Here is a 24,471-nt window from a genome sequence, read left to right as displayed (position 1 = left end):
GTCAGTGCTTACGGAATCCTTACGCGACGGTCGGTTCTTACGGCTTGCTTACGGCCGCGTCGCCACCCGCCGACGGGCCCACCGCAGGCCGTACGGTGCGCCAATCATGTCCTCGTCTTCCTCGCCGACCGCCGCGCGGCGGCCCGCCCGCGCCGACTGGATCGTGCTCGGTGTCGAACTGGCCCTGATCGCCACCGCCGTGGTCGTCGGGGTGGTCCTCAACCGGCGCGGCGTCGGCCTCTACGCCGAGACCGCCCCGATCTACGCCTTCTGGCGGCCACACGTCGGCTGGGGTACGCCGGTCGCGGTCGCGGTCGCGGCCGTGGTGATCATCTGGGGCGTACGGTGGGCGCGGACCGCCCGCTGGGGTCCGTTGCTCGGGGCCGGCTACCTCGCCGCCGTCGCCTGGACCCTGGCCCTGGCCCTGGTCGACGGCTGGTCCGCCGGAGTCGCCAGGCGGCTCACCAACCAGGCGGAGTACCTGCACGAGGTACACCGGATCACCGACATCCCGGCCATGCTGGCCGGCTTCAGCGGCCGGATCGTCGACTTCCAGCCGGAATCGTGGTCGACGCACACCGCCGGCCATCCCCCCGGCGCGCTGCTGGTCTTCGTCTGGCTGGACCGCATCGGCCTCGGCGGTGGAGCCGCCGCCGGTATGGCCTGCATCCTGATCGGCGCGACCATGGTGGTGTCGATCCCGGCGGCGCTGCGCTGGCTCGGTGCGGCCGACGCCGCCCGCGCCGTACTGCCGTTCCTGGTGCTACTGCCCGGAGCGGTCTGGATCGGTGCCTCCGGCGACGGCGTCTTCACCGGTGTCGTCGCCGCCGGGCTGGCGCTGCTCGCCGCCCGGCATCCGGTCGCGCCGCTCGCCGGTGGCATCCTGCTCGGCTTCGCGCTCTACCTGTCGTACGGGTTCGTCCTGATCGGACTGCTCGCCGTCGCGGTGCTGGTGCTACGGCCGGGCCGGTTCCTGCCGGCGCTGCTCACCGCCGCAGCCGGGGTCGCCGCCGTGGTCGCCGCCTTCACCGCCGCCGGTTTCTGGTGGTGGGACGGCTACCAGCTGGTCGTGGTGCGCTACTACCAGGGGTGGGCCGCCGAACGTCCGTACGCCTACTGGGTGTGGGCGAACCTGGCCGCGATGCTGCTCTCCGCCGGGCTGGTCACCGGCCCGGCGCTGCGCCGCACGATCGTCGCGGCCCGCCACGCCTGGCGCGGCCCGGCCGGCGACGGCACGGTGGCGCGCGGATGGCGGTACGCCGCGACCCGGCCCACGATCCTGCTGCCGCTCACCGCCGCGCTGGCGATCGTCGCGGCCGACCTGTCCGGGCTGAGCAAGGCCGAGGTCGAACGGATCTGGCTGCCGTTCGTCGTCTGGCTGCTGATCGCCACCGCCCACCTGCCGGCACGTACCCACCGCTGGTGGCTGGCCGGGCAGGCGGCGACCGCGCTGGCGGTCAACCACCTGCTGCTCACCTTCTCCTGACCAGCGGGCGGCGGCTCAGCCGACGCCGACCGCCGGTGCCCGCAGCGGATCGGTGGCGAACGCCGCCACCCCGTCGGCGAACCGGACGCTCGCGGTGAAGCCGAGCAGCTCGGTGGCCCGGCGGGGATCAGCCACCACGTGCCGTACGTCGGCCGCCCGCGCGCCGCCGACGACCACCGGTGCGGGTCCGCCCATCGCGGTCGCCAGCGTCCCGGCCAGTTCGCCGACGGTCCGTGGCTCGCCGGAGCAGACGTTCAACGGCACCAGGTCGCCCACCGGCGGCTCGGCGACCAACGCTCGGACGTTGATCCGCGCGACGTCGGCGACGTGGACGAAGTCACGCTGCTGCCGACCGTCCTCCAACACCTGTGGCGGCCGGCCGTCAGCCAGCGCCGACCGGAAGATCGAGGCCACCCCGGCGTACGGGGTGTCGCGCGGCATCCGAGGGCCGTACACGTTGTGGTAGCGCAGCGCCCAGCAGCCGCCGCCGGTCTGACGGGCCCACGCCGCCGCCAGGTGCTCCTGGGCGAGCTTCGTCGCCGCGTACGTGCTGCGCGGCTCCAGCGGGGCGTCCTCCGGGACCGTCGCCCACGACAACGCGTCGCCGCAGTGTGGGCAGCCCGGGTCGTACCGGCCGGCGGCCAGGTCCGCCGGGCGGCGTGGCTGCGGCCGTACGATGCCGTGCCGGGCGCAGGTGTACCGGCCCTCGCCGTACACGACCATCGAACTGGCCAGCACCAGCCGGGTCACCCGGGCCCGGTGCATCGCGGCGAGCAGGACGGCGGTGCCGTAGTCGTTGTGGCCCGCATAGCCCGGCGCGTCCGACGGGTCGAGGCCGTGGCCCACCATCGCCGCCTGGTGGCAGACGGCGTCCACGCCGGTCAGCAGCCGGTCGAGCAGCTCGCCGTCGCGGACGTCGCCCCGCACCAGGTCGTGCCGGCTGGTCCACTCGGGAGGCTCGCCATCGTGGGCCTGCGGCAGCAGCGCGTCCACCGCCAGCACGTCGTGCCCGTCGTCGGCCAGCAGGTCGGCGATGTGCGAGCCGATGAACCCGGCCGCGCCGGTGAGCAGAATCCGCATCCGGTCACCGTATGGCCGGTCGCGGTCGGCGAGCACTGCCAACGGGGCCGCGTAAGGAATCCGTAAGCGCCGGAACGGCCATCGTCGCCGGCTGCGGCGCATAGCCTGCAGGCACCGGTCGGTACCGAGACCGTCCCGAGGAGACCATCGTGCCCGTCGACGAACCCGCACCCGCACCGCCGCCCGTGGGTGCGGCCGGCACCACGGAGGCCACCGGCGGCACGGAGGCCACCGGCGGCACGGAGGCCACCGGCGGCACCGCGCTCGTCCGGTGGCGCAGCCCGCTGCGCGGTGCCTGGCTGACCTCGGTCCTCGGCGCCGTACTGCTGGTCGGTCTGCCGCTGGTCGTCGTCACCGGGCTGCTCGACCACGTCGCCTACGGGCCGCAGGCGATGCCGGCCGACGTGGGCTGGCTGCGGCTGCCGTACGTCGACTGGCCGACCCGACCCTCCTGGCTGTTCCGGGTCAGTCAGGGCCTGCACGTCGCCCTCGGCATCGCACTGATCCCGGTGATCCTGGTCAAACTCTGGTCGGTGATTCCGAAGCTGTTCGCCTGGCCGCCGGTCCGCTCGGCGGCACACGCGCTGGAACGCCTCTCGCTGCTCCTGCTCGTCGGCGGCATCCTGTTCCAGACCGTCACCGGCGTGCTCAACGTGCAGTACGCGTACCTGTTCGGTTTCGACTTCTACACCGCCCACTACTTCGGGGCCTGGGTGTTCACCGCCGCGTTCGTCGTCCACGTCGCACTCAAACTGCCCCGGATGATCGCCGTACTGCGGTCCCGAACCGGCCGGGTCGAGCCCGACGAGCTGGTCGCCCCGCGCCCCGGTCCGGCGACCATCAGCCGGCGCGGGCTGCTCGCCCTGACCGGCGGCGGGTCGCTGCTGCTCGGCGTGACGACGGTCGGGCAGAGCCTCGACGGCCCGTGGCGGCGACTCGCGTTCCTACTGCCCCGGGGGCGGCAACCCGACGACGGACCGAACGGCTTCCCGGTCAACCGGACGGCGGTCGCCGCCGGCATCCGGCCCGCCGACACCGGCCCGGCGTGGCGGCTGGAGCTGCGCGACGCCGCCGGCCGGACGGTACGGCTGGACCGCGACCAGCTGCTCGCCATGCCGCTGCACACCGCCCGGCTGCCGATCGCCTGCGTGGAGGGCTGGTCGACGCTGCAGACCTGGACCGGCGTACGGCTGCGTGACCTCGCCGCCCTCGCCGGGGTGCCGGAGCCGACGGCGGCCCTGGTCCGCTCGATCCAGCGCGGCGGGCTGTTCAACACGGCGATCCTGCAGCGCAACCAGGTCCTCGACGGTGACTCGCTGCTGGCCCTGCGGGTCAACGGGGTCGATCTGTCGGCGGACCACGGCTTCCCGGCCCGGATCATCGTGCCCGCCCTGCCCGGGGTGCGGTGCACCAAGTGGGTGCGCGCCATCGAGTTCCAGGGGTCGCGCCGATGACCCGGCTCGGGTACGGCGCACCGCTCTGGCAGCTGCCGCTGCTGGTCGGCTGCTTCACCGTCACCGGATGGGTCGTCGCGCGCCTGTCCGGTGAGGCCACCGCCGTACGGATGGCGGTCTGGTTCGTGGCCGCGGTCGTCGCCCACGACCTGATCCTCTATCCGCTCGCGGCAGCGGCCGACCGGGTCCTGGTCGCCGTCGCCGGCATCGGCGGCCGGCTCCGACCGGCCGTACGGCGGGCGATAGTGAACCACGTCCGGGTCCCGACGCTCGGCACGGCGCTGCTGTTCCTCGTGTACCTGCCGGGCATCCTGCGGCTCGGCGACGGTGCCTTCACCCGCGCCACGGGCCTGACCCAGGAGCCGTACCTACGCCGCTGGCTGCTGGTCAGCGCGGCGATGTTCGCCGCCAGCGGCCTGCTGGCCGCCGCCCGGCTGACGCTGCACCGGGCTCGGCGGCGGGCCGGGTAGGCCGCGCGTGCTTGCGCAGCGCAGCCCCGGCGGCGGCGGTAGCCTGACCCGATGATCGGACGACTCTCGGCGATCGTGCTCGACTGCCCGGACCCGCAGCGGCTGGCCCGGTTCTACTGTGAGCTGCTCGGGTACGAGATCACCCGGGTCGACGGCAGCTGGATCGACATCTCCGCCGGCGACGGCCCACGGATCAGTTTCCAGCACGCCCCCGACCACCAGCCGCCCCGCTGGCCGGACCCGGCCCGGCCGCAGCAGATCCACCTGGACGTGCGGGTCGACGACATCGACCGTGCGGAGCAGGCCGTGCTCGCGCTCGGTGCCACCAAGCTCTCCGACGTCGAGCCGGGCTTCCGGGTGTACGCCGACCCCGCCGGCCACCCGTTCTGCCTCGAATTCGACTAGCGACCTCGGCAACGCTCCCGACGCGAGTATGATTTGAGTATGACTAAGCGTGTGACGGTGAGCCTGCCCGACGACGTCGCCGCGTACCTGGACCGGGAGGAGAACGTTTCGGCTGCGGTGACTGAAGCGTTGCGTGCACGGATGAATCGGGCCGCCGCGACGGTAGAGATGCTGCGGACGGTGGGTATCGAGGTCACCGACGCCGGCCGTGACCGGGTCCGGGGCGCGTTGCCGCAGCTGACCGCTGAGCAGCGGGCGGAGAATCAGCGCCGCCGGGACATGGTGCGCGCAGGCACCTGGCCGGCCGACGACACCGCCGCCTGATGGCCCACGACGAGGTCGAGATCCGCGCCGTGCTCGACACGTCCGCGATGTTGTCCTACGCCCGAGGGCACGTGCACGTCGGGGAGTTGCTGGTCGAGATCGCCGACGACGGCGCGTACACCGGTTTGCCCGCCGTGGCGTTGCTCGACGCCTACACCCGGGTCACCGACGCGCCCGCCCGCGCCCGGCTCGGGGTGCTGGCCACCCTGCCCAGCGTCGCGGTGCTGCCGCTGGACGCCGGTGAGGCGTCCGACGCGGCCGCGATCGCCCCTCTCGTCAAGGGCGACCTCGCCCGCGCCCACGCGGTGTGGGCCGCGCTCGACCACGGCGCCTACTACCTCACCAGCGAACCGCACCTGACGCCGACGGTGGTTCCCGATGACCAGGTCCACTCCATTCCGGCCGACGACATCTGACCCGGCTGGCCACGGCGATCGGCTCGACGCTCACACCGCCCCGTCGAGCATGCGCCGTCCCTCGGCAAGGGCTTCGACAGAGATGGGTGCCGCCAGGCGGTCGCGCCAGCGGCTCTTGCCCGCACCGGTGACCTCGATGCCGGCGCGGCGCAGCACCTCGTCAAGTTGGGTGCCGGCCATCTGAGCGCGTAGGGCTGCGGTGATGGCGGCGCTGGCGTTGGGTTGTCCGTCGAGCCACTGGGCGACATCGTCGGGGATGTCGATTGAGCGTTTCACCGTCATCGCCCGAGCCCTTCGGTAGGTATACCGCCAGCGCTTCCGGCGGCGTGCTGCCAGCTAACTCGCCGCGACGTACTCGAAGATGTCGGCGTCGGTCTCCTGCTGCCAGCGAGGCAGCGCGTCCCAGTCGGCGACGTACGACGGCTTCGGGTCGTCGAAGTGCTTGTGAATCTGCGCGATCCAGCACAGAGCGACGAACCGGCCCTTCTGCTCCCGACTCAGCTTCGCGGTCGCCCCCGAGCTGACCCGTACGAAGTCACGGATCTGACCGCACACGGCAGCCGCCGCCTGCCGCTCCCACTCCGGGGTGGTGTCCCACGAGGCCACGTACCCGGGCTTCGGTTCCCCCGGGTAGTGCCTGCGGACTCCGGCGATCCACGCTTCCCGGAACAGACGACCCGCTTCGTCACTCATGATCGGCTTGACTCTCCTCAGGGCTGCGACGTCGGCCACCGGATTTGGCCTCGACTCGCTCCAGCGGTCCTGCACCTCGACGCATCCACGGACTGCGATCCAGCGTACGGGAGAGGCACCGAGCGAGGCTCTCTGCCGCACAGATGCACCACAGATGCCTCATCGCACCGCCGGCGGGACACCGCCGGCCACATCCGCCGCCGGTGTCCCGCCAGCCGGGACGCGTCGGACCGGTGGGCTGTCGACCGAGGTCGGCGGCAGGATGGGTGGCATGGGCAGGGCGAGTGAGCGCCGCACGGTGCTGCGGATCGAGGTCGGCGACGGCAGTGGCGCCGCCGGCACGGGCAGATCGACGCGGCAGGTACGCCGGATGGACACCGTCGCCGGGGAGGAGCCGCTGGAGATCCGGGTCGGGCCGGCCGGACCGGCCCGGCGGCGTCCGCTGGCGGTCACCATGCGTACGCCGGGCAACGACATCGACCTGGCGATCGGTTTTCTGCTCACCGAAGGGCTGATCGGGGCGGCCGACGACGTGGTGACCGCTCAACTGTGCGCCGGCACCGACACGCCGAACACGTACAACGTCGTCGACGTGACCCTCGCCGGGCACGTGCCGCCGCCGGAGACGGACCCGGCCCGCAACTTCTACACGACCAGTTCGTGCGGGGTGTGCGGCAAAGCGAGCATCGACGCGGTGCGCACCCGGTCCCGGTTCGACGTCGCCGCCGACCGGTTCGAACTCGACCCGTGGCTGCTCGCCGCGCTGCCGGACCGGCTGCGCGCCGCCCAGCAGGGCTTCGACCGCACCGGCGGGCTGCACGCCGCCGGTCTGTTCACCGCCGACGGGCAGGTACGCGTGGTCCGCGAGGACGTCGGCCGGCACAACGCCGTCGACAAGGTGATCGGCTGGGCCGCCCGGGAAGGGCTGCTGCCGCTGCGGGGTCATCTGCTGCTGGTCTCCGGCCGGGCCAGTTTCGAGCTCACCCAGAAGGCGTGGATGGCCGGCATCCCGGTGCTGGCCGCGATCTCCGCGCCGAGCAGTCTGGCGGTCGCCCTCGCCGAGGAGGCGGGGATGACCCTGGTCGGGTTCCTGCGCGACGCGACGATGAACGTCTACGCCGGCGCGGACCGGCTGGCGCAGCCCCTGGGTTGACCAGACTGCCGGCCACGACGGGCGCGGCAGCCCCCACAAGATCCCGACCGCGTCTAGACTTGCCGGCGCTGAACAGCGCAGACAGCCAAGATCGGAGACGCGGGCCATGCAGGTCGCCGAAGTCCTGGGCGTGCTCGAAGCACTGTTCCAGAGCAGCAAGCACCCGGACATCACCGACGTCCGGCGGTACGGGCAGGACTCCGAGCCCGGTGGCAACTCACCGGCCGGGGTACGGGTCTACTACTCGACCGGATCGACCGGGATGCTGTGGGCTGCCGCAGGCAAGCCCGCGCCCGCATCGGCGGCGTTACCGGCCGAGATGCCGGCACCGCGTGAGCGGGCGCGTCGCACGTTGGCGTTCGCCGTGCAGTTGTTGGACTTCGCGCGCCCTGAGGAGTTCACGTCGTGGGAGCCGTGCGCCTTCCCTGGCGTGCACATGTCTCCGTCCGGCGTGAAGATCACCTGCCGGGACGGCAGCGCCGTCTTCCTCCGGGCGACCTCGACCACCGGACCCGGCGGCATCGCAGGGGAGCCCAACGAGGACCCGTACCCGGACTACCAGATCCCGGAAGGAGTCCGTTCGTGGCGCCAAGAGGTAGATGCTCGGTCTGTGGCCAGCAGGTGACCACCGCACCCGGGCAGCCCGCGCCGGCGCATCAGAGCCCGGGAAGCCGGGCCAGATGCGCCGGATCGGGCCAGCCCACGTCCTGACCTGTGGCCGGGCGGGTGACCGACCGGCGCAGGCCCGGTCGTTGCCTCCGTCAGGGGCGGCGGCGACCGGCGGGGCGGGCGCGGTCGCGCTGCTCGCCGTCGGGGCGGCGGCGTGGGCGGGTGCCGGAGCGGCCCGGCCGGCCCTTGCGGCCCGGCTTGGGCCACGGGCCGAGCGCCGCCGGCGGGATGCCCCGGACCAGGACGTCGTCCATCAGCCGGGCCATCGAGTACTGCGGCTCGACGTCGAGGGCCCGGTCGAGGGCGACCCGGGCGAGGGCACCGTTGCCGATTCGCCAGGCGGCGAACGCGAGCAGGCTGGCCGGCCCGGCGGCCAGGTCCGGCTCGGCGCGGCAGGCGACGTCCTGCCAGAAGGTGACCTGCCAGGGTTCCTCGGTGACCCGTTCCCAGGCGTAGTCGCGGATTTCCAGGTCGGTCAGGGCCAGGCTGAGCCAGGCGACGTCGTCGTCGGTCGGGGCGCTGCCACGTCGCTGCCGGTCCAGCAACAGCCGTACGGTCTTCTCGCCGGCCCGGCGCAGGGTGCGGGCGCCGAGCAGGTCACCGGGCGGGGCTTCGTCGAGCAGTGCGCGGCGTCGGGCGCGGGCCCGTTCGGTGGCGGCCCGCATCGCCGAGCGGGCGGCCCCGGTGACCGGCTCGACCTGGCGGCGCAGGGCGGCCCGGTCGGGCAGGGCGACCTGACCGGCGACGGTGGCGGCCACGGCGAGCGGGCTGAACCGGGTGTCGATGGGGTGGCCCTCGGGTGGGCAGCAGGTCGGGTCGTCGCAGAACGCGGACCAGTAGCGGTCGTCGGTGACCCGCAGCGCGTCGAGCAGCACGATCTCCTGGTCGCGCAGGGCCGCCGTGGTGGCCGCCAGGGCGGGGGCGACGGCCTCGGGTGGGCCATAGCCGAGCAGTACGGCGGCGTCCACCTGCTGTCGGTCGACGATCGTGGTCAGCTGGGCGGTGGCGGCGGCGCGCAGCTCGGCGCTGGCGGTGTCGTCGGGCAGGTCGGCGCGGGCGGCGAAGACGACGGTGGCGTCGCGCATCCCGACCACCACCATGCTGTCGGTGGGGTGGAAGCCGATCAGGTACGGCACGGCGGCGATCAGGTCGGCGGGCTCGCGGACGGTCAGCGCGGCAGGGGCGGGATCGATGGGCGTCATGTGGACAACTGTTCCGGCCGGGACGGCAGCACACCGACCCCCTGTGGACAACGGGGCCGCCGGCCGGCGACACGCCGACTTATCCACAGCTACGCTCCGTATTGGCGCAGGTAGGGCGATTTCCGGATGCCCTCAAGCGGGTGGCGGCGTCGTCGGCGTGGCGTCGGTCGGCCCCGGTGCGGTGTGCCCACGATCCGGCGTTACGGTGCCGGCATGGATCTGGCGTACCTGCGGGCCCACCCGGAGCACCTGCCGACCTTCCTGACCCATCAGCGCATCCGGGAGACCCCGGTGGCCGGTGGCAGCATCTGCGCGGCGAGCCGGCTGACGCTCGACGACGGCAACTCGGTGTTCGCGAAGACCTGGCCGGAGACCGCCGCCGCGCCGGTGCCCGAGGGTTTCTTCGCCGCCGAGGCCGCCGGGCTGCGCTGGTTGGGCGCGGCCGGCGGCGCCCCGGTGCCCGAGGTGATCGTGGCCCTGCCGCAGCTGCTGGCCCTGGAGTGGGTCGAGCCGGGCGAGCCGGACGCCGCCGCCGCCGAACGGTTCGGCCGGGAGCTCGCGATCACCCATCGGGCCGGCGCGGCGTGTTTCGGTGCCGACTGGCCGGGTGTGATCGGCGCGTTGCCGCAGGACAACACCCCGACGACCGGTCAGCCGTGGCCGCAGTGGTTCGCCCAGCGCCGGCTGGTGCCGTACCTGCGGATGTCGGCCGACGGCGGCGCGCTCACCGCCGCCGAGGTCGCTCTGGTCGAGCAGTTGATCGACCGGATCGACGAGTACGGCGGCGACGAGCCGCCGGCCCGGGTGCACGGTGACCTGTGGCCGGGCAACCTGCTGTGGGGGGCGGACGGGCGGGTCCGGCTGGTCGACCCGGCGGCGCACGGCGGTCACCGGGAAACCGACCTGGCGCAGTTGGCCCTCTTCGGTGGTGCCCCGCACCTGGACCGGATCCTGGCCGGCTACCAGCAGCAGTGGCCGCTGGCCGACGGCTGGGCCGCCCGGGTGCCGCTGCACCAACTGCAGCTGCTGCTGGTGCACACCGCGCTGTTCGGGGCGGCGTACCGCTCGGCGGTCGCCGACGCGGCCCGCGCCGCGCTGCGTGGCTGACCGCACCGCGAACCTGCGCTGCGCGGCGGACCTGCCAGCGCACCGTGGCTGAGCATCCCGCCGAAACACGGACGTCGGACCGGCGCGCTACCGTCGGCGCATGGAACCGAGCGCGCGGCCCGTCGACGGCCGGCTCACCGACCGGTACGGACGGGTCGCCACGGACCTGCGGGTGTCCCTGACCGACCGGTGCAACCTGCGCTGCTCGTACTGCATGCCGCCGGAAGGTCTGCCCTGGCTGCCCAGCGCGGACATTCTCACCGACGACGAGGTGATCCGGCTGGTCGCCGTGGCGGTGACCCGGCTCGGGGTGACCGAGGTGCGGTTCACCGGCGGGGAGCCGCTGCTGCGTCCCGGCCTGTCCCGGATCGTCGCGGCGGTGGCGGCGCTGCGGCCCCGACCGGTGCTGTCGCTGACCACCAACGGGATCGGGCTGGATCGGTTGGCGCCGGGGCTGCGCGCGGCCGGGCTGGACCGGGTGAATGTGTCGTTGGACACCCTCGATCCGGAGCGGTTCGCCCGGTTGGCGCACCGGCGTCGGCTGCCGGACGTGCTCGCCGGGCTGGCCGGGGCGGCGGCGGCCGGGCTGACCCCGGTCAAGATCAACGCCGTGCTGCTGCGCGGCGTCAACGACGACGAGGCACCGGCCCTGCTGCGGTACGCCCTGCGGCACGGCTACGAGCTGCGCTTCATCGAGCAGATGCCGTTGGATGCCCAGCAGTCCTGGGACCGGGCGCAGATGGTCACCGCCGCCGAGACCCTAGCGGCGCTGCAGGCCGAGTTCACCCTGCTGCCGGATCCCGCCGAACGTGGTGGCGCACCCGCCGAGACGTGGCTGGTCGACGGAGCCGAGGCCGCCGACGGCCGACCGGCCCGGGTCGGTGTCATCGGTACGGTGACCAGGCCGTTCTGCGGCGACTGCGACCGGACCCGGCTGACCGCCGACGGCCAGGTGCGGGACTGCCTGTTCGCCCGGCACGAGTCCGACCTTCGGGGCGCGTTGCGGGCCGGGGCCGACGATGCCGAGCTGGCCCGGCGCTGGCGGGTGGCGATGGCCGGAAAACGGGCCGGGCACGGCATCGACGACCCGACGTTCCTGCAGCCGGCCCGCCCGATGTCGGCGATTGGCGGCTGAGCATGGAATCGGTGACGGTGCGTTACTTCGCTGGGGCGCGGGCGGCGGCCGGTCGGACCAGCGACGCCGTACCGGCCGGGCTGGACCGCGACGGCTTCGTCACCGAGTTGACCAGCCGGCACGGCGACGGGCTGGGCCGGGTGCTGGCGGTGGCGAGTTTCCTGGTCGACGGCACCGTCTGGCATGATCGTCACACACCGTTGCCGGCCGGTGCCACGGTCGACGTACTGCCACCATTTGCCGGCGGCTGAGGAGAGTCCGACGCTGTGCTCGCCGTACTCGGGTTCGTCGGCACCCTGACGCTGATCACCGGCCTGATCCACCTCTACCTGTGGCGACGCCTGGTGCGCGACACCACCCGGCCGGGCCGGTGGCGGCGGGCCGGCAGCCTGCTGGCCCTCGGGTTGGCGGTGCTGGTGCCGACGACGATGGTCAGCACCCGGTCCGCCGGGATGTCCTGGCTGGCCTGGCCCGGATACGTGTGGCTGGCGGTGATGTTCTACCTGCTGGTCGTCCTGCTGGCGCTGGAGCTGCCGCTGCTGGTGGTCCGGCTGGTCGGGCGGGCGCGCGGCCGGCAGGTCGGCACGCTGGACTCGGTGCCGGTGACCGCCCCGGCGGCCGCGGCGGCCCCGCCGCCGCCGACCGCGCTGCCCGGCGGCCGACCCGCCACCGACATCGTGCCGGACCCGGGCCGGCGGCTGCTGATCGCCCGGGGCGCGGCGATCTTCGCCGGGTTGACCGCCGCCGGCGTCACCGGCTACGGCGTACGGACCGCGCTCGGCCCGCCCCAGCTGGACCGGGTGCAGATCCCGCTCGCCCGCCTGCCCCGGGCCATGGACGGGCTGCGGATCGCCACCGTGTCGGACATCCACATCGGACCGCTGACCGGGGTCGGGCACACCGCCCGGATCGTGGAGCTGATCAACAGCCTGGACGCCGACCTGGTCGCGGTCGTCGGCGACCTGGTCGACGGCACGGTCGACGAGCTCGGCCCGACCGCCGCCCCGCTGGCCGGGCTGCGGGCCCGGTACGGCAGCTTCTTCGTCACCGGCAACCACGAGTACTACTCCGGCGCGCAGGAGTGGGTCACCGAGGTGCAGCGGCTCGGCCTGCAGGTGCTGGTCAACGAACGCCGGGAGATCGTCACCCCGGGCGGGGTGCTCGACCTGGCCGGGGTCAACGACCCGACCGGCGCGACGGCGAGCCCGCCCGCCGGTGCGCAGGCCGGCCCGCCGGACGGTCCACTGGCCGGCCCGGACTACGACCGGGCGCTCGGCGACCGGGACCGCGACCGCCCGGTGGTGCTGCTCGCCCACCAGCCGGTGCAGGCCCACGAGGCCGCCCGGTACGGCGTCGACCTGCAACTGTCCGGGCACACCCACGGCGGTCAGATCGTCCCGTTCAACCTGGCCGTACGGCTGGTCCAGCCGGTCGTCTCCGGCCTGGCGACGGTCGACGGCACCCAGGTGTACGTGACCAACGGCGCCGGATTCTGGGGCCCGCCGGTGCGCGTCGGCGCCCCACCGCAGGTCTCCCTGGTGCAGCTGCGCAGCGAGTGAGAGTCACGTCTCGTGCGTTCGCGCGCGTGGCGACCCTGCGCCCGGCCGGCGTTCGTGACAGGATGCGGCGTGCCCCCGTACCGCGCCGTGCCCTCCCCCGGCTCCGCCACGGGTCCCGGGTCCTTCGTCGCCGACCTGCACATCCACTCCCGGTACTCGCGCGCCTGCAGCCGCGACCTGAACATGTCGAACCTGGCCTGGTGGGCCCGACGCAAGGGCGTCAGCCTGCTCGGCACCGGCGACTTCACCCACCCGGCGTGGTTCGAGCACCTGCGTGAGTCGCTGCGCCCGGCCGAGCCGGGGCTGTACCGGCTCAGCCCGGAGGCGGAGCGCGACGTCGCCCGCCGACTGCCGCCCCGACTGGCCAGCGAGGCCGAAGCGCACCCGGTGCGTTACATGCTCAGCGTCGAGATCTCGACGATCTACAAGCGGGACGACCGCACCCGCAAGGTGCACCACCTGATCTACCTGCCGGATCTGGACGCGGTGGCGCGGTTCAACACCGCGTTGGGCCGCATCGGCAACCTCGGCTCCGACGGCCGCCCGATCCTCGGGCTGGACTCCCGCGACCTGCTGGAGATCACCCTGGCGGCGAGCGAGGACGGCTACCTGGTGCCGGCGCACATCTGGACGCCGTGGTTCTCCGCGCTGGGCTCCAAGTCCGGCTTCGACGCGATCGCCGACTGCTACGCCGACCTGGCCGGGCACATCTTCGCGGTGGAGACCGGCCTGTCGTCGGACCCGGCGATGAACTGGCGGGTGTCCCATCTGGACAAATACCAGCTGGTGTCGAACTCCGACGCCCATTCGCCGCCCGCGCTGGCCCGGGAGGCCACCGTGCTGGACAGCGCGCTCGACTACTACGCCGTACGGGAGGCGCTGCGCACCGGAGACGGGCTGGTCGGCACGATCGAGTTCTTCCCGGAGGAGGGCAAGTACCACGCCGACGGGCACCGCAACTGTGGCGTCAACTGGTCGCCGGAGCAGACCCGGCAGGCCGCCGGCCGCTGCCCGCAGTGCGGCAAGCCGCTGACCGTCGGAGTGCTGAGCCGGGTCGAGGATCTCGCCGACCGGCCGGACGGGCACCGGCCGGCGCACGCGAAGCAGGTCACCCACCTGGTGGCGCTGCCGGAGATCGTCGGCGAGATCCACCGGGTCGGTGCCCGGTCCAAGACCGTCGAGGGCCAGGTGGTCAACCTGGTCGCCGCGCTCGGCCCGGAGCTGGACATCCTGACCACGGTGCCGGTGGACGACATCCGGCGGGTCGGCGGGGAACTGCTCGCCGAGGCGATCGGGCGGCTGCGTCGCGGCGAGGTCCACCGGGTGCCGGGCTACGACGGCGAGTACGGGGTGATCACCCTGTTCGCGCCGGGCGAGTTGGCGACCGGTGGCGGTGCCGGTCAGCCGGAGGCGCTGTTCGACGTACCGGTGCCGGCGCAGCGACCGCCCAGCGAGTCGGCGGCCGCCGACGGACCGACCCCGGCCGGTGCCCGGCGCGCCGGCCGTGCCGCTACCGGCCGCGCGTCCCGTGGCGGCCGGGCCGGTACGGAGCCGGCACCGCCGCCGATCCCGCCGCCACCGACGCCGTCGCCGCACGAGCCGTTCGAGCCGATGCTGGCCGGCATGGAGGAGGTCGGCACCGGGCTGCTGGACCGGCTCGACGCGATGCAGCGGGTCGCCGCGTCCGCGCCGGGCGGGCCGCTGCTGATCGTGGCCGGGCCGGGCACCGGCAAGACCCGGACGCTGACCCACCGGATCGCGTACCTCTGCGCCGAACTCAACGTCTTCCCCGAGCACTGCCTGGCGATCACCTTCACCCGGCGGGCCGCCGAGGAGCTGCGGCACCGGCTCGACGGGCTGCTCGGCCCGGTCGCCGAGGACGTCACGGTGGCCACCTTCCACTCGCTCGGGCTGACCATCCTGCGGGAGAACCCGAAGGCCGCCGGGCTGCCGAAGGGCTTCCGGATCGCCGACGACGCCGAACGCGACCAGGCCCGCGCCGAGGCCGGCGAGGACGACGCGACGTACGCCAAGCTGCTGCGCGCCGCCGGCCTGGTCGACCTGGACGAGCTGGTCACCCTGCCGCTGCGGCTGCTGCGCGAGGACCCGAAGCTGGTGGCGCGCTACCGGGACCGCTGGCGGTGGATCTTCGTCGACGAGTATCAGGACGTCGACGCCGACCAGTACGACCTGCTGCGGCTACTCAGCCCGGCCGACGGCAACCTCTGCGCGATCGGCGACCCGGACCAGGCGATCTACTCGTTCCGCGGTGCCGACGTGCGCTACTTCCTGCGGTTCTCGGAGGACTTCGTCGACGCCCGGCTGGTCCGGCTGGCCCGCAACTACCGGTCGGCGGCGCCGATCCTGGCCGCCGCCGTGCAGGCCATCGCGCCCAGTTCGCTGGTACGCGGCCGCCGGCTGGAGCCGGCCCGGCTGGATCCGCAGGCACCGCTGATCGGGCTGTACCCGGCCGCGACGGCCGCCGACGAGGCGACGTTCGTCGTGCGTACGGTCGACGAGCTGGTCGGCGGGGTGTCGCACCGGTCGCTGGACTCGGGGCGAATCGACGGGCAGTCGTCGACGGTGTCGTTCTCCGACATCGCCGTGCTGTACCGCACCGACGCCCAGTCGGGGCCGATCGTGGAGGCGTTGACCCGGGCGGGCGTACCGGTGCAGAAGCGTTCGCACAACCGGCTGCGGGACCGTCCGGGGGTGCTGGCGATCGCCCGGGAGCTGCGCCACGTCGGTGCCGGCGGGCCGGACGCCGCCCTCACCGCCCGGGTCCGGGCCGCTGGTCAGGTGCTGGCCGACCGGTTGACCGCGCCGACCCTGGACACGCCGACCGGGCCGCAGCTGGTGCCGGCGGACGTCTGGGCGGCGGTGGAGCTGCTGACCCCGTTGGCGCACCGCTGCGGCGAGGACCTGTCGCTGCTGCTGGCGCAGCTGGAGACCGGCGCCGAGGTGGACGCGCTGGACCCTCGGGCCGAGGCGGTCACCCTGCTCACCCTGCACGCCGCGAAGGGCCTGGAGTTCCCGGTGGTCTTCCTGGTCGGCTGCGAGGACGGCCTGCTGCCGTTGCGGTTCGCCGGTAGGGCGCCCAGCGAGGACGAGATCGCCGAGGAACGGCGGCTGTTCTTCGTCGGGCTGACCCGGGCGCAGGACCGGCTGTACGTCTCCCACGCGGGTCGGCGGCTGCGGCACGGCCAGGAGCGGGACATGCGGCCGACACCGTTCCTGGACGCGATCGACGCCGGCCTGTTCGACCGGCTCGGGGCGGAAGGTCCGCGCCGCCCGAAGGATCGCCAACTACGTCTGTTGTGACAATGGGCAACTGTCACCTCACCGATAGACACCCGACACGCATTGACGAGCGTTACGCTCAGCTAGCACCCTGACTACCATGGGTCAGTCACTCCGGACGTTCCCCCGAACCAGTCCGCGCGTCGCTACGGTGCGCGTCGCCACGGTGCGCGTCGCCACGGTGCTCGTCGCCACGCTGGCGATGTCGATCGGCGTGGCCGTCGGTCCGTCGGCGGCGGGTGCCGGTGGCCCGACGGCCGACGGTGCCGCTGCCAGCCGGACGGACCGTCCGTACCGGGCGGTTGATCTCGGCTTCGCCGCGACCGAATGGAGCCTGGCGATCAACGACCGGGGCCAGGTCGTCGGCGGCGGTCACCTGTGGCAGGCCGGGGAACTGACACCGCTCGGCGCACCCGACGGCTTCGACCGGTTCCACGCCGCAGAGATCAACGAGGCGGGGATGGTGGTGGGCAACGCGATCACGGCCACCGGACTCTCCCAGGTGGCGGTCTGGCATCGAGGCGCATTCACCACGATCGAGATTCCCGATGCCGGATCCTCGTACGCGGTCTCCATCAACGATCTCGGCGTGGTCTTCGGCACCGCCGAGGTGACCTCACCGGACCAGAGCTTCCTCTGGCACCGGGGCGAGCTGACCATGCTCTGGCACAACAACGCGTACGCGGCGCAGACCGGCATCAACAACTGGGGCGACATCGTCGGCGAGTACGAACCGACCCCTGGGTACCCGTGCAACTGCCGTGGCTACCGCTGGCACCGGGGCGTCCGGACCGACCTCGGCACCCTGGGTGGCGACGGGCTGTGGCCCAACCAACCGGCCGACGTCAACAACCGGCGGGAGATCGTCGGTGGCTCGACGACGGCGGACCGGCAATGGCACGCCTACCTGTGGCGGGACGGCGCGATCAGGGATCTCGGCACCCTCGGCGGTGCCGACAGTTCCGCCGTCGCGATCAGCGACCGGGGCGTGGTGATCGGCCACGCAGACACCGCGACCGGCGCCAGCCATCCGTTCCGCTGGCAGCACGGCACCATGGTCGACCTGACCACCCTGGGCCTGCGCCCCACCGACCGGGTCGTCGACGTCAACGTCCGGGGACAGATCGTCGGGATCCGCGACGGCCGGGCCACCCTGTTCGTCCGCTGACCCGGCCGCTGACCCGCGGCCGTTCGGTGGTCACCACCAGCGCCACCCCGACGACGATCACCAGGCCGCCGAGCAGGATGCGCGGGGTGACCGGTTCGGCGGCCAGCAGCGCGCCGAGCGCGACCGCGACCACCGGGTTGACGTACGCGTAGGTGGCGACCAGCGAGATCGGCGCGTGCTGCAACAGCCACACGTACGCGGTGAACGCGATCAGCGAGCCGGCCACCAGCAGGTACGCCAGTGCCCACCAGGATCTCGCCGAGATCTGGGTCAGGTCGACGCCGCGCAGTTCGCCCCGCAGCACACCGAACGCCACCAGCGCGGCCGCGCCGGCGGCCATCTGGTAGACGGTGGTGACGAAGGCGTCGGTCGGCATGCTGATCCGGCCGGCGATGAACGAACCGGCCGACCAGGCGGTGGCGGCGGCCACCACGACCAGCGACCCGGTCAGCGGCGCGGCCGCCGCGCCACCGGTCGGGGCGATCAGCACGACCAGTCCACCCAGGCCGACGAGTACGCCGACGACGGTGGTCGGCCGGGGACGGTCCCGCACCGCGAGCCGGTACACCACGACCAGCAACGGCACCATCGCGATGAGCAGCGCGGCGACCCCGGACGGTACGGCGACCCCGGGCGGCCCGGACTCGGCCAGCATCACCAAGCCGTTCCCGCCGGTGAGCAGCAGTACGCCCACCAGTGCCGCACCGGCGAGTTGTCGGGCGGTGACCCGCAGCGCGCCGCGACCCCGGCTGACCCGCAGGATCACCGCGAGCAGCAGTGCCGCCAGGCCGAACCGGGCACCCGCCGCCGCCATCGGTGGCATCGTCTCCACCACCACCCGGATCGCCAGGTAGGTCGAGCCCCAGACGACGTAGACGATCATCAGGGCCGACCAGATCAGCGCTGGTCGGGTTGCCGACACGGCAGTGGTCGCGGTCACCACCGGCCCGGCAAGTCCCCGCGAATCGGGCGGCTCGCCGGGAGTTGGCGTACTTCGGGGAGGTGAGTCCATCGGAGGCTCACGCTACGGTGACGTCATCGCCGTCGGAATCAGTGGGTGGCCAGCGTCGAACGCCGCCGCGCAGGAGGACAGGACATGTCGCACTACGGACCGCCGGGCGGGCCGTACCCGGACCAGCAGCCGGACCGGTGGGCTGACCGGCAGCCGTCGGAGCCGTACCGGGAGCCGTCCGACCCGTGGGGTGGCAACGAACCCTGGGGGGACACCCCGACCGGCCGGGCGGAGCAGCCGTGGCAGGACCGCGGGACCGAGCAGGCCTGGCCGGGCGGCGCAGGCCAGCAGCAACCGTGGCAGGGCGGCTCGGAGCAGACCTGGCAGGGCGGCGCGGGTCAGCCACCGCCGGCGGGCTCCGACTGGCAGGGGTACGGTCAGCAGCCGTCCTCTGCCGACCAGAACTGGCACACCCCGACGGGCACCGGCTGGGCGGGTGCGACGGAGCAGACCTGGCAGCAGTCCCCGTCGGGCCCACCGGCCGGACAGCCGCCGCCGGCCGGACAGCCGCCGGCCTGGGAGCCCACCGCCACACCGGGGCGGGCGGGGCGCAGCGGTGGCGGGTTGAGCGGTGGCCTGCTGGCCGTACTGATCGGTGTCACGCTGCTGCTCTGCGGCGGCGGCGCGGCCGGGGTCTACCTGATGACCCGGCCGGACTCGACCGAGGGCAACCAGGACGAGTTGGCGGTGCCGACCGCCGGGCCGCAGGTCGACCCGTCGGCCGAGCCCCCGGCAGAGCCGACCGCGACGCCCGATCCGGACCAGGCCACCGCGACGCCGACGCCCACGTCGTCGAACGACGCGCGGTTCGTCACCGTCGGCCAGTGTGTCCGCAACGAGGCGGTGGCGGAGGAGGAGACCCCGGTGCTCACCATCACCGACTGTGACGAAGGAGCATACGAAGTGCTCGCCCGCTTCGACGGCGTCACCGACGGCGAGGAGGACGCCAAGACCAAGTGCGCCGATGTTACCGGTTACACCAACTGGTATTTCTTCAACAGCCAGTTGGACGCCCTGGACTTCGTGCTCTGCCTGAAGCAAAGGTGAGACCCACCGCACTGACCGGGAACTGGCAACCGTTGGTTACCGTCTCCGGTAGCACGGTTGGTCCGCGCCACGCTGCCCGACCATCCCACCCACCGCAGCGACAACGCTAGGGAGATCATGTCCAGCTATGGTCCGCCGGGCTACCCCGGTGCGGGACAGCCCGACGACCCGGCCGGCACACCGGGTCACTCCGGATATCCGCCGCAGGGTCCGGCCTACCCGCCGGGTGCCGGCTACCCACCGCCCGGTGCCCAGCCGGTGTCCGGCGGCGGCTACCCCGATCCGACGACCCCCTACTCGTCGTACCCGCCCGGCGGTGGCTACCCGGATCCGGGACAGCCGGCCGGTTACCCGCCGCCGGCCTCGGGTGGCGGGGCATACCCGCCACCGGAATCGGGCGGTGGGGCGTACCCGCCGCCACCGGGATCGGGCGGTTTCCCGCCGCCACCGCCCCCGCCGGGCTGGGGTCCGCCCCCGCCGGGGATGCCCGGCGGTCAGCCGCCGAAGAAGTCCCGGACCGGCCTGATCATCGGGTTGGTGATCGGCGCGGTGGTGCTGCTGGTGCTCTGCGGCTGCGGCGCGCTCGTGGCGATCGGAGCGCTGGCCGACAGCGAGAGCGACTCGAGCGCCAGTGACCCGGCCCCCGCACCGACGGTCGAGGTGGAGCCGGCCCCGGACGACGATCCCGCGTCGTCGGCTCCGCCGGCGACCGGCGACAGCGGCCTGATCGTGGTCGGCGACTGCGTGGTCAACGACGGTACGGACGACGACGCCGAGCTGCGCAAGGTGGCCTGCGAGCCGGGCTCGTACGAGGTGCTCGCCCGGATCCCGCTGACCACCGACACCGCACGCTGCGACGACCCGGTCTTCGGCCACGAGGAGACCGACACCACCTACGTGTTCGACAGCGAACAGACGATCCTCGACTACGTGCTCTGCATGAAGGAGCTCTGAGCGGGCCCGTCCGTAGCAGATCCTAGGGCTCTCTAGCGTTGACGCTAGAGAGCCCTAGGCTTTCTGAGCCGGCACCTCTCGCCACTTCTACCGGGTTCTAGCGATCACGCTAGACGACCCGATACGGTGCGAGAGTGGACCCGATCCGCAACCCGTACGCCCCCGGCGCCGGCCAGCGCCCACCCGAACTCGCCGGCCGGGGCCGCGAGGTCGACGTCTTCGACATCGTGCTGGAGCGCGTCGCCCGGGGCCGGCCCGAACGTAGCCTGATGCTCACCGGACTGCGGGGCGTCGGCAAGACCGTCCTGCTCAACACCCTGCGGTCCCAGGCCATCAACCGGCTCTGGGGCACCGGCAAGATCGAGGCCCGGCCGGACCAGTCGCTGCGCCGCCCGGTCGCCGCCGCCCTGCACATGGCGGTCCGCGAACTCGCCCCCCGGCACCGGGCACCCGAGCGGATCGACGACTTCCTCGGCGTACTCAAGGCATTTGCTCTGCGTGCGAACCCGCCGGCCGCCAGCGGACGCGGCGGGACGACCCGGCTGCGCGACCGGTGGCAGCCCGGCATCGACGTGCCGGCGGCCGTCGGGCGGGCCGACTCCGGCGACATCGAGATCGACCTGGTCGAGCTGTTCACCGACGCCGCCGCCGTCGCCACCGACGTCGGCACCGGGATCGCGCTGTTCATCGACGAGATGCAGGACGTCGGCACCGACGACGTCTCGGCGCTCTGCGCCGCCTGCCACGAGTTGTCCCAGCTCGGCGGCCCACTGATCGTGGTCGGCGCCGGGCTGCCGCACCTGCCGGCGGTGCTGTCCGCTGCCAAGTCCTACTCCGAACGGCTGTTCCGTTACCAACGGATCGACCGGCTGGACCGGGTCGCCGCCGACCAGGCCCTGACCGCACCGGCGCAGCGCGAGCAGGTCGAGTACGAGCCCAAGGCCCTGGACCTGCTGTACGACAAGTCCGGCGGCTACCCGTACTTCGTGCAGGCGTACGGCAAGGCGACCTGGGACCACGCGCCCCGTTCGCCGATCACCGCCGCCGACGTACGGATGGCCGCGCCGGACGCCGAGGCCGAGCTGGCTGTGGGCTTCTTCGGTTCCCGCTTCGAGCGCGCCACTCCTGCCGAGCGCGAGTACATGCGGGCGATGGCGTCGCTGGCCGGCACCGCCGACCCGATCAGCGGACCGCCGTCGTCATCGGGCGGCGGGAGGCAGCCGTCATCGGGCGGGAGGTTGTCGGATGACGACGCCGCCGATCCGGACGCGGCGGTGTCGACCGCCGAGATCGCCCGGGCGCTGGGCCGCAAACCGGCGAGCCTGTCACCGGCCCGGGACGCCTTGATCAAAAAAGGGCTGATCTATTCGGGGGAACGCGGAACGGTCGCTTTCACCGTCCCGCACTTCGGCCGCTATCTGCGGACCCAGCCCGGCTGAACCGGTGCGGGCCGCGCCGGATCGCGGCGGCCGGGCGTTTACCGGGTGACAGACCGGCCAACCGGGTATGACTGAGGCATGAGACCCGTACGCACCATTGCCCGCGCCCTGCTCAGCGGCATCTTCATCGTCAGCGGCGCCCGCGCGGTCGCCGACCCCGGCCCGTACGTCGAGCGGGCCCGGCCGGTCACCGACCGGGTCGCTCCGACGATCCGCCGGGCCGCGCCGCGCCTGCCCGCCGACACCGAGAACCTGGTACGGCTGCACGGTGCCACCCAGCTCGCCGGCGGGCTGTTGCTGGCCACCGGCCACGCCACCCGTCCGGCGGCGGCCGTGCTGGCCGCCTCCCTGGTGCCGACCACGGTCGCCGGGCATCCGTTCTGGTCGGCCACCGATCCGGCCGAGCGGCAGCTCCATCAGGTGCACTTCCTGAAGAATCTGGGCCTTCTCGGCGGATTGTTGCTGGCTGCGGCGGATACTGGAGGTCGTCCCGGGCTGCGGTGGCGTACCGGTCACGCGGTCCGCACCGGCCGGCGGTCGGTACGGCGGGCCGTGCGGTCGGCGCGCCGGGACGCCCGGATCGCGGTCCGCTCGGCGGCCACCGCCCGCCGGCTGCCGGGCCGGTGACGACACGCTGCCGGTCCTGCGCCCGGGCCTGCGGGGATGACACAGCGTCGTCGGTAAATATCGGACTTCAATGTTTAGTTGACCATTGAAGACCACGAACCATACAGAAGGCGCCACACAGCGTTAACGCGGTGGAAATGTCGCGAACTAGTGTGGGATCGGACACGGTAGGGTAACGCGCGCGGTCGGGGACGACACTGCGTTCTAGGCTCGGACGGACAGACGGAATTTCTCTGCGATCGACAACCGGGGGTGGGTGGATCATGGTGACGGACGTCCGTGAGCGGGTCCGTCGTCTCACCCCGTTGCGCCGCCGCCAGCTGGGGCGGGTCCGCGACGCGTGGCGCGGGCTCGACCGCGCCACCCTGCTACGGCTCGGCCTGATCGCGCTGACCTGCTACGCCGCCTGGTACGCGATCGGCATGTTCGGCCGGCCGTACAACTTCTTCGACATGCGGATCTACCACGGAGCGATGCTGTGGTGGACCAACGGCGGCGAGCTGTACGAGTTCATCGCCCCCGAGACCACCCTCGGTTTCACCTATCCACCGTTCGCCGGGCTCACCATGCTGCCGATGGCGCTGGTCCCGATGCTCGCCGCCGGATGGATCAACGTCCTGCTCGGCATCACCGCCCTGGCCCTGGTCCTCGCCGTCCTGCTCGGGCCGATCGCCGACCGCTGCGGGTGGCCGCGCTGGTTCGCCGTCGGTCTGGCGGTCCCCCTGGCGGTGGCCATCGAACCGGCCCGCGAGACCCTCGGCTACGGCCAGGTCAACCTGCTGCTCTTCGGCCTGATCATCGCCGACCTGGTGGCGCTGCGCTGGCGGGCCGCGCCGACGCCGCACCGGCTGGCCACCGGCGGACCGCTGCGCCGGATCTTCTTCAGCGGCATCTGGGCCGGAGCCGGCATCGGGCTGGCCACCTCGATCAAGCTGACCCCTGCGCTGTTCATCGTCTACCTGCTGGTCACCCGGCAGTGGCGCGCCGCCACCACGGCCATCGGCACCGCCGCGCTGGTCACCGTCGGCGCGATGGTCGTCGCGACGAAGGAGTCGGCTGCCTACTTCACCTCGGTGCTCTGGGACACCGGCCGGGTCGGCGTGGCCGACATGACCCCGAACCAGTCGCTCGCCGGCGTCCTGGCCCGGCTCTACGACTCGATGCAGACCCCGGGGCTGCTCTGGTTCTCGTTCGCCGCCCTGCTGCTCGCCCTCGGGCTCAGCCGGGCCGCCCACGCCCACGCCGACGGCGACGAACTGACCGCGTTCACCCTGATCGGCCTCACCGCCAACGTGATCAGCCCGATCAGCTGGTCACACCACCTGGTCTTCGTCATCCCGGCGATCATCGTGCTGGCCGACGCGGCGCTGCGCCGACGCAGCGCCAGTCAGGGGCTGATCTCACGGCGTACCTACCCGCCGACCGGCCCGGGGATCAGCGGCGTCGCGGGGCTGCGTACCCCGATCTGGTTCCCGGCGCTGACCGGGCTGCGGCACGCGGCCGCCGCCGTCGCGCTCTACCTGCTCTTCCTGATCTCCCCGATCTGGCCCTACGAGCACAAGCTGCCGCAGGTGTCGCACTACCACGACGGACTGTGGGGGGTGCTGATGGAGAACTCGCTCGGCCTGGCGCTGATCGCGCTCGTCGCCGCCCTGCCGTGGCGGCCCGGCGCGGAGCCGGCCTTCTACCTGGACCCTCGTCCGCAGATCCGGCGCCGGCTCACCGCGCCCACCGGCCGGGCACGTACCGGCAGCTGACCTACGCCCACCGG

24 protein-coding genes are annotated in these 24,471 nt (G+C 73.1%); 19 read left to right on the top strand and 5 right to left on the bottom strand.

Going from position 1 to position 24,471, the window contains the following annotated elements:
- Nucleotides 1–106 precede the first annotated feature (106 nt).
- Nucleotides 107–1,486, top strand: a complete 1,380-nt coding sequence (locus O7608_RS05200; protein ID WP_289208888.1) for a hypothetical protein — start codon at nt 107–109, stop codon at nt 1,484–1,486.
- A 15-nt stretch (nt 1,487–1,501) separates the two neighbouring features.
- Here O7608_RS05200 and O7608_RS05195 read toward each other — a convergent pair whose 3' ends face one another.
- Nucleotides 1,502–2,566: an NAD-dependent epimerase/dehydratase family protein gene (locus O7608_RS05195; RefSeq protein WP_289208887.1), complete on the bottom strand. Its 1,065-nt coding sequence runs from the start codon at nt 2,564–2,566 to the stop codon at nt 1,502–1,504.
- Between the two features lie 149 nt (nt 2,567–2,715).
- Here O7608_RS05195 and O7608_RS05190 point away from each other — a divergent pair, with 149 nt between their 5' ends.
- From O7608_RS05190 to O7608_RS05170, 5 genes are read left to right on the top strand one after another with little or no spacing between them, the layout of a single operon-like run.
- Nucleotides 2,716–4,020: a molybdopterin-dependent oxidoreductase gene (locus tag O7608_RS05190; protein WP_289208886.1), complete on the top strand. Its 1,305-nt coding sequence runs from the start codon at nt 2,716–2,718 to the stop codon at nt 4,018–4,020.
- Nucleotides 4,017–4,490 carry a hypothetical protein gene (locus O7608_RS05185; RefSeq protein WP_289208885.1) on the top strand — a complete coding sequence of 158 codons (474 nt, stop codon included), beginning with the start codon at nt 4,017–4,019 and terminating at the stop codon, nt 4,488–4,490. The genes O7608_RS05190 and O7608_RS05185 overlap by 4 nt, the downstream gene beginning before the upstream one ends.
- 51 nt (nt 4,491–4,541) lie before the next feature.
- Nucleotides 4,542–4,895 carry a VOC family protein gene (locus O7608_RS05180; protein WP_289208884.1) on the top strand — a complete coding sequence of 118 codons (354 nt, stop codon included), beginning with the start codon at nt 4,542–4,544 and terminating at the stop codon, nt 4,893–4,895.
- A 39-nt stretch (nt 4,896–4,934) separates the two neighbouring features.
- Entirely contained in the window at nt 4,935–5,219 is a 285-nt protein-coding gene (locus tag O7608_RS05175; RefSeq protein WP_289208883.1) for a hypothetical protein, read from the top strand.
- Nucleotides 5,219–5,635, top strand: a complete 417-nt coding sequence (locus tag O7608_RS05170; protein ID WP_289208882.1) for a hypothetical protein — start codon at nt 5,219–5,221, stop codon at nt 5,633–5,635. Before O7608_RS05175 ends, O7608_RS05170 begins: the two co-directional genes overlap by 1 nt.
- 30 nt (nt 5,636–5,665) lie before the next feature.
- On the opposite strand, the gene O7608_RS05165 is transcribed toward O7608_RS05170, so the two are convergent.
- The gene (locus O7608_RS05165) at nt 5,666–5,917 is read right to left on the bottom strand and encodes a hypothetical protein (RefSeq protein ID WP_289208881.1); all 252 of its coding nucleotides are present in this window, start codon (nt 5,915–5,917) and stop codon (nt 5,666–5,668) included.
- A gap of 54 nt (nt 5,918–5,971) precedes the next feature.
- Nucleotides 5,972–6,328, bottom strand: a complete 357-nt coding sequence (locus tag O7608_RS05160; protein ID WP_289208880.1) for a hypothetical protein — start codon at nt 6,326–6,328, stop codon at nt 5,972–5,974.
- Between the two features lie 271 nt (nt 6,329–6,599).
- Here O7608_RS05160 and fdhD point away from each other — a divergent pair, with 271 nt between their 5' ends.
- Complete coding sequence (gene fdhD, locus O7608_RS05155) at nt 6,600–7,481, top strand: formate dehydrogenase accessory sulfurtransferase FdhD (protein WP_289208879.1); 882 nt, start codon at nt 6,600–6,602, stop codon at nt 7,479–7,481.
- 106 nt (nt 7,482–7,587) lie between these two features.
- The gene (locus tag O7608_RS05150) at nt 7,588–8,106 is read left to right on the top strand and encodes a hypothetical protein (RefSeq protein WP_289208878.1); all 519 of its coding nucleotides are present in this window, start codon (nt 7,588–7,590) and stop codon (nt 8,104–8,106) included.
- Nucleotides 8,107–8,242: 136 nt separating this feature from the next.
- On the opposite strand, the gene O7608_RS05145 is transcribed toward O7608_RS05150, so the two are convergent.
- Entirely contained in the window at nt 8,243–9,352 is a 1,110-nt protein-coding gene (locus O7608_RS05145) for a DUF4192 domain-containing protein (protein WP_289208877.1), read from the bottom strand.
- A 213-nt stretch (nt 9,353–9,565) separates the two neighbouring features.
- On the opposite strand from O7608_RS05145, the gene O7608_RS05140 reads away from it, so the two are divergent.
- The 6 genes from O7608_RS05140 (at nt 9,566) to O7608_RS05115 (ending at nt 17,621) form a co-directional block, all read left to right on the top strand.
- Entirely contained in the window at nt 9,566–10,459 is an 894-nt protein-coding gene (locus O7608_RS05140) for a fructosamine kinase family protein (protein ID WP_289208876.1), read from the top strand.
- Nucleotides 10,460–10,559: 100 nt separating this feature from the next.
- Nucleotides 10,560–11,594 carry a GTP 3',8-cyclase MoaA gene (moaA, locus tag O7608_RS05135; protein ID WP_289208875.1) on the top strand — a complete coding sequence of 345 codons (1,035 nt, stop codon included), beginning with the start codon at nt 10,560–10,562 and terminating at the stop codon, nt 11,592–11,594.
- A gap of 2 nt (nt 11,595–11,596) precedes the next feature.
- Nucleotides 11,597–11,845, top strand: a complete 249-nt coding sequence (locus O7608_RS05130) for a MoaD/ThiS family protein (protein WP_289208874.1) — start codon at nt 11,597–11,599, stop codon at nt 11,843–11,845.
- 15 nt (nt 11,846–11,860) lie between these two features.
- A complete protein-coding gene (locus O7608_RS05125; protein WP_289208873.1) occupies nt 11,861–13,153 on the top strand; it encodes a metallophosphoesterase in 1,293 nt (430 codons plus the stop codon).
- 69 nt (nt 13,154–13,222) lie between these two features.
- Complete coding sequence (locus O7608_RS05120) at nt 13,223–16,474, top strand: UvrD-helicase domain-containing protein (protein WP_289208872.1); 3,252 nt, start codon at nt 13,223–13,225, stop codon at nt 16,472–16,474.
- Nucleotides 16,475–16,553: 79 nt separating this feature from the next.
- Nucleotides 16,554–17,621, top strand: a complete 1,068-nt coding sequence (locus tag O7608_RS05115) for a hypothetical protein (protein WP_289208871.1) — start codon at nt 16,554–16,556, stop codon at nt 17,619–17,621.
- Here O7608_RS05115 and O7608_RS05110 read toward each other — a convergent pair.
- The gene (locus tag O7608_RS05110) at nt 17,560–18,561 is read right to left on the bottom strand and encodes an EamA family transporter (RefSeq protein ID WP_289208870.1); all 1,002 of its coding nucleotides are present in this window, start codon (nt 18,559–18,561) and stop codon (nt 17,560–17,562) included. The genes O7608_RS05115 and O7608_RS05110 overlap by 62 nt on opposite strands.
- A gap of 156 nt (nt 18,562–18,717) precedes the next feature.
- Between O7608_RS05110 and O7608_RS05105 the strand changes: the two genes are divergently transcribed.
- The 5 genes from O7608_RS05105 to O7608_RS05085 all read left to right on the top strand — a co-directional run bounded on the left by O7608_RS05105 (nt 18,718) and on the right by O7608_RS05085 (nt 24,457).
- Nucleotides 18,718–19,680 carry an LppU/SCO3897 family protein gene (locus O7608_RS05105; protein WP_289208869.1) on the top strand — a complete coding sequence of 321 codons (963 nt, stop codon included), beginning with the start codon at nt 18,718–18,720 and terminating at the stop codon, nt 19,678–19,680.
- A gap of 117 nt (nt 19,681–19,797) precedes the next feature.
- Nucleotides 19,798–20,634 (top strand): LppU/SCO3897 family protein, encoded by an 837-nt coding sequence (locus O7608_RS05100; protein ID WP_289208868.1) that lies wholly within the window; start codon nt 19,798–19,800, stop codon nt 20,632–20,634.
- A gap of 134 nt (nt 20,635–20,768) precedes the next feature.
- Entirely contained in the window at nt 20,769–22,073 is a 1,305-nt protein-coding gene (locus tag O7608_RS05095; protein ID WP_289208867.1) for an ATP-binding protein, read from the top strand.
- A 78-nt stretch (nt 22,074–22,151) separates the two neighbouring features.
- Complete coding sequence (locus O7608_RS05090; RefSeq protein WP_289208866.1) at nt 22,152–22,700, top strand: DoxX family membrane protein; 549 nt, start codon at nt 22,152–22,154, stop codon at nt 22,698–22,700.
- Nucleotides 22,701–22,963: 263 nt separating this feature from the next.
- Nucleotides 22,964–24,457: a glycosyltransferase 87 family protein gene (locus O7608_RS05085; protein WP_289208865.1), complete on the top strand. Its 1,494-nt coding sequence runs from the start codon at nt 22,964–22,966 to the stop codon at nt 24,455–24,457.
- Nucleotides 24,458–24,471 lie beyond the last annotated feature (14 nt).

This window comes from Solwaraspora sp. WMMA2056 (genome assembly GCF_030345095.1).
Lineage (GTDB): Bacteria > Actinomycetota > Actinomycetes > Mycobacteriales > Micromonosporaceae > Micromonospora_E.
This window is presented reverse-complemented; position numbering and strand designations above follow the sequence as displayed.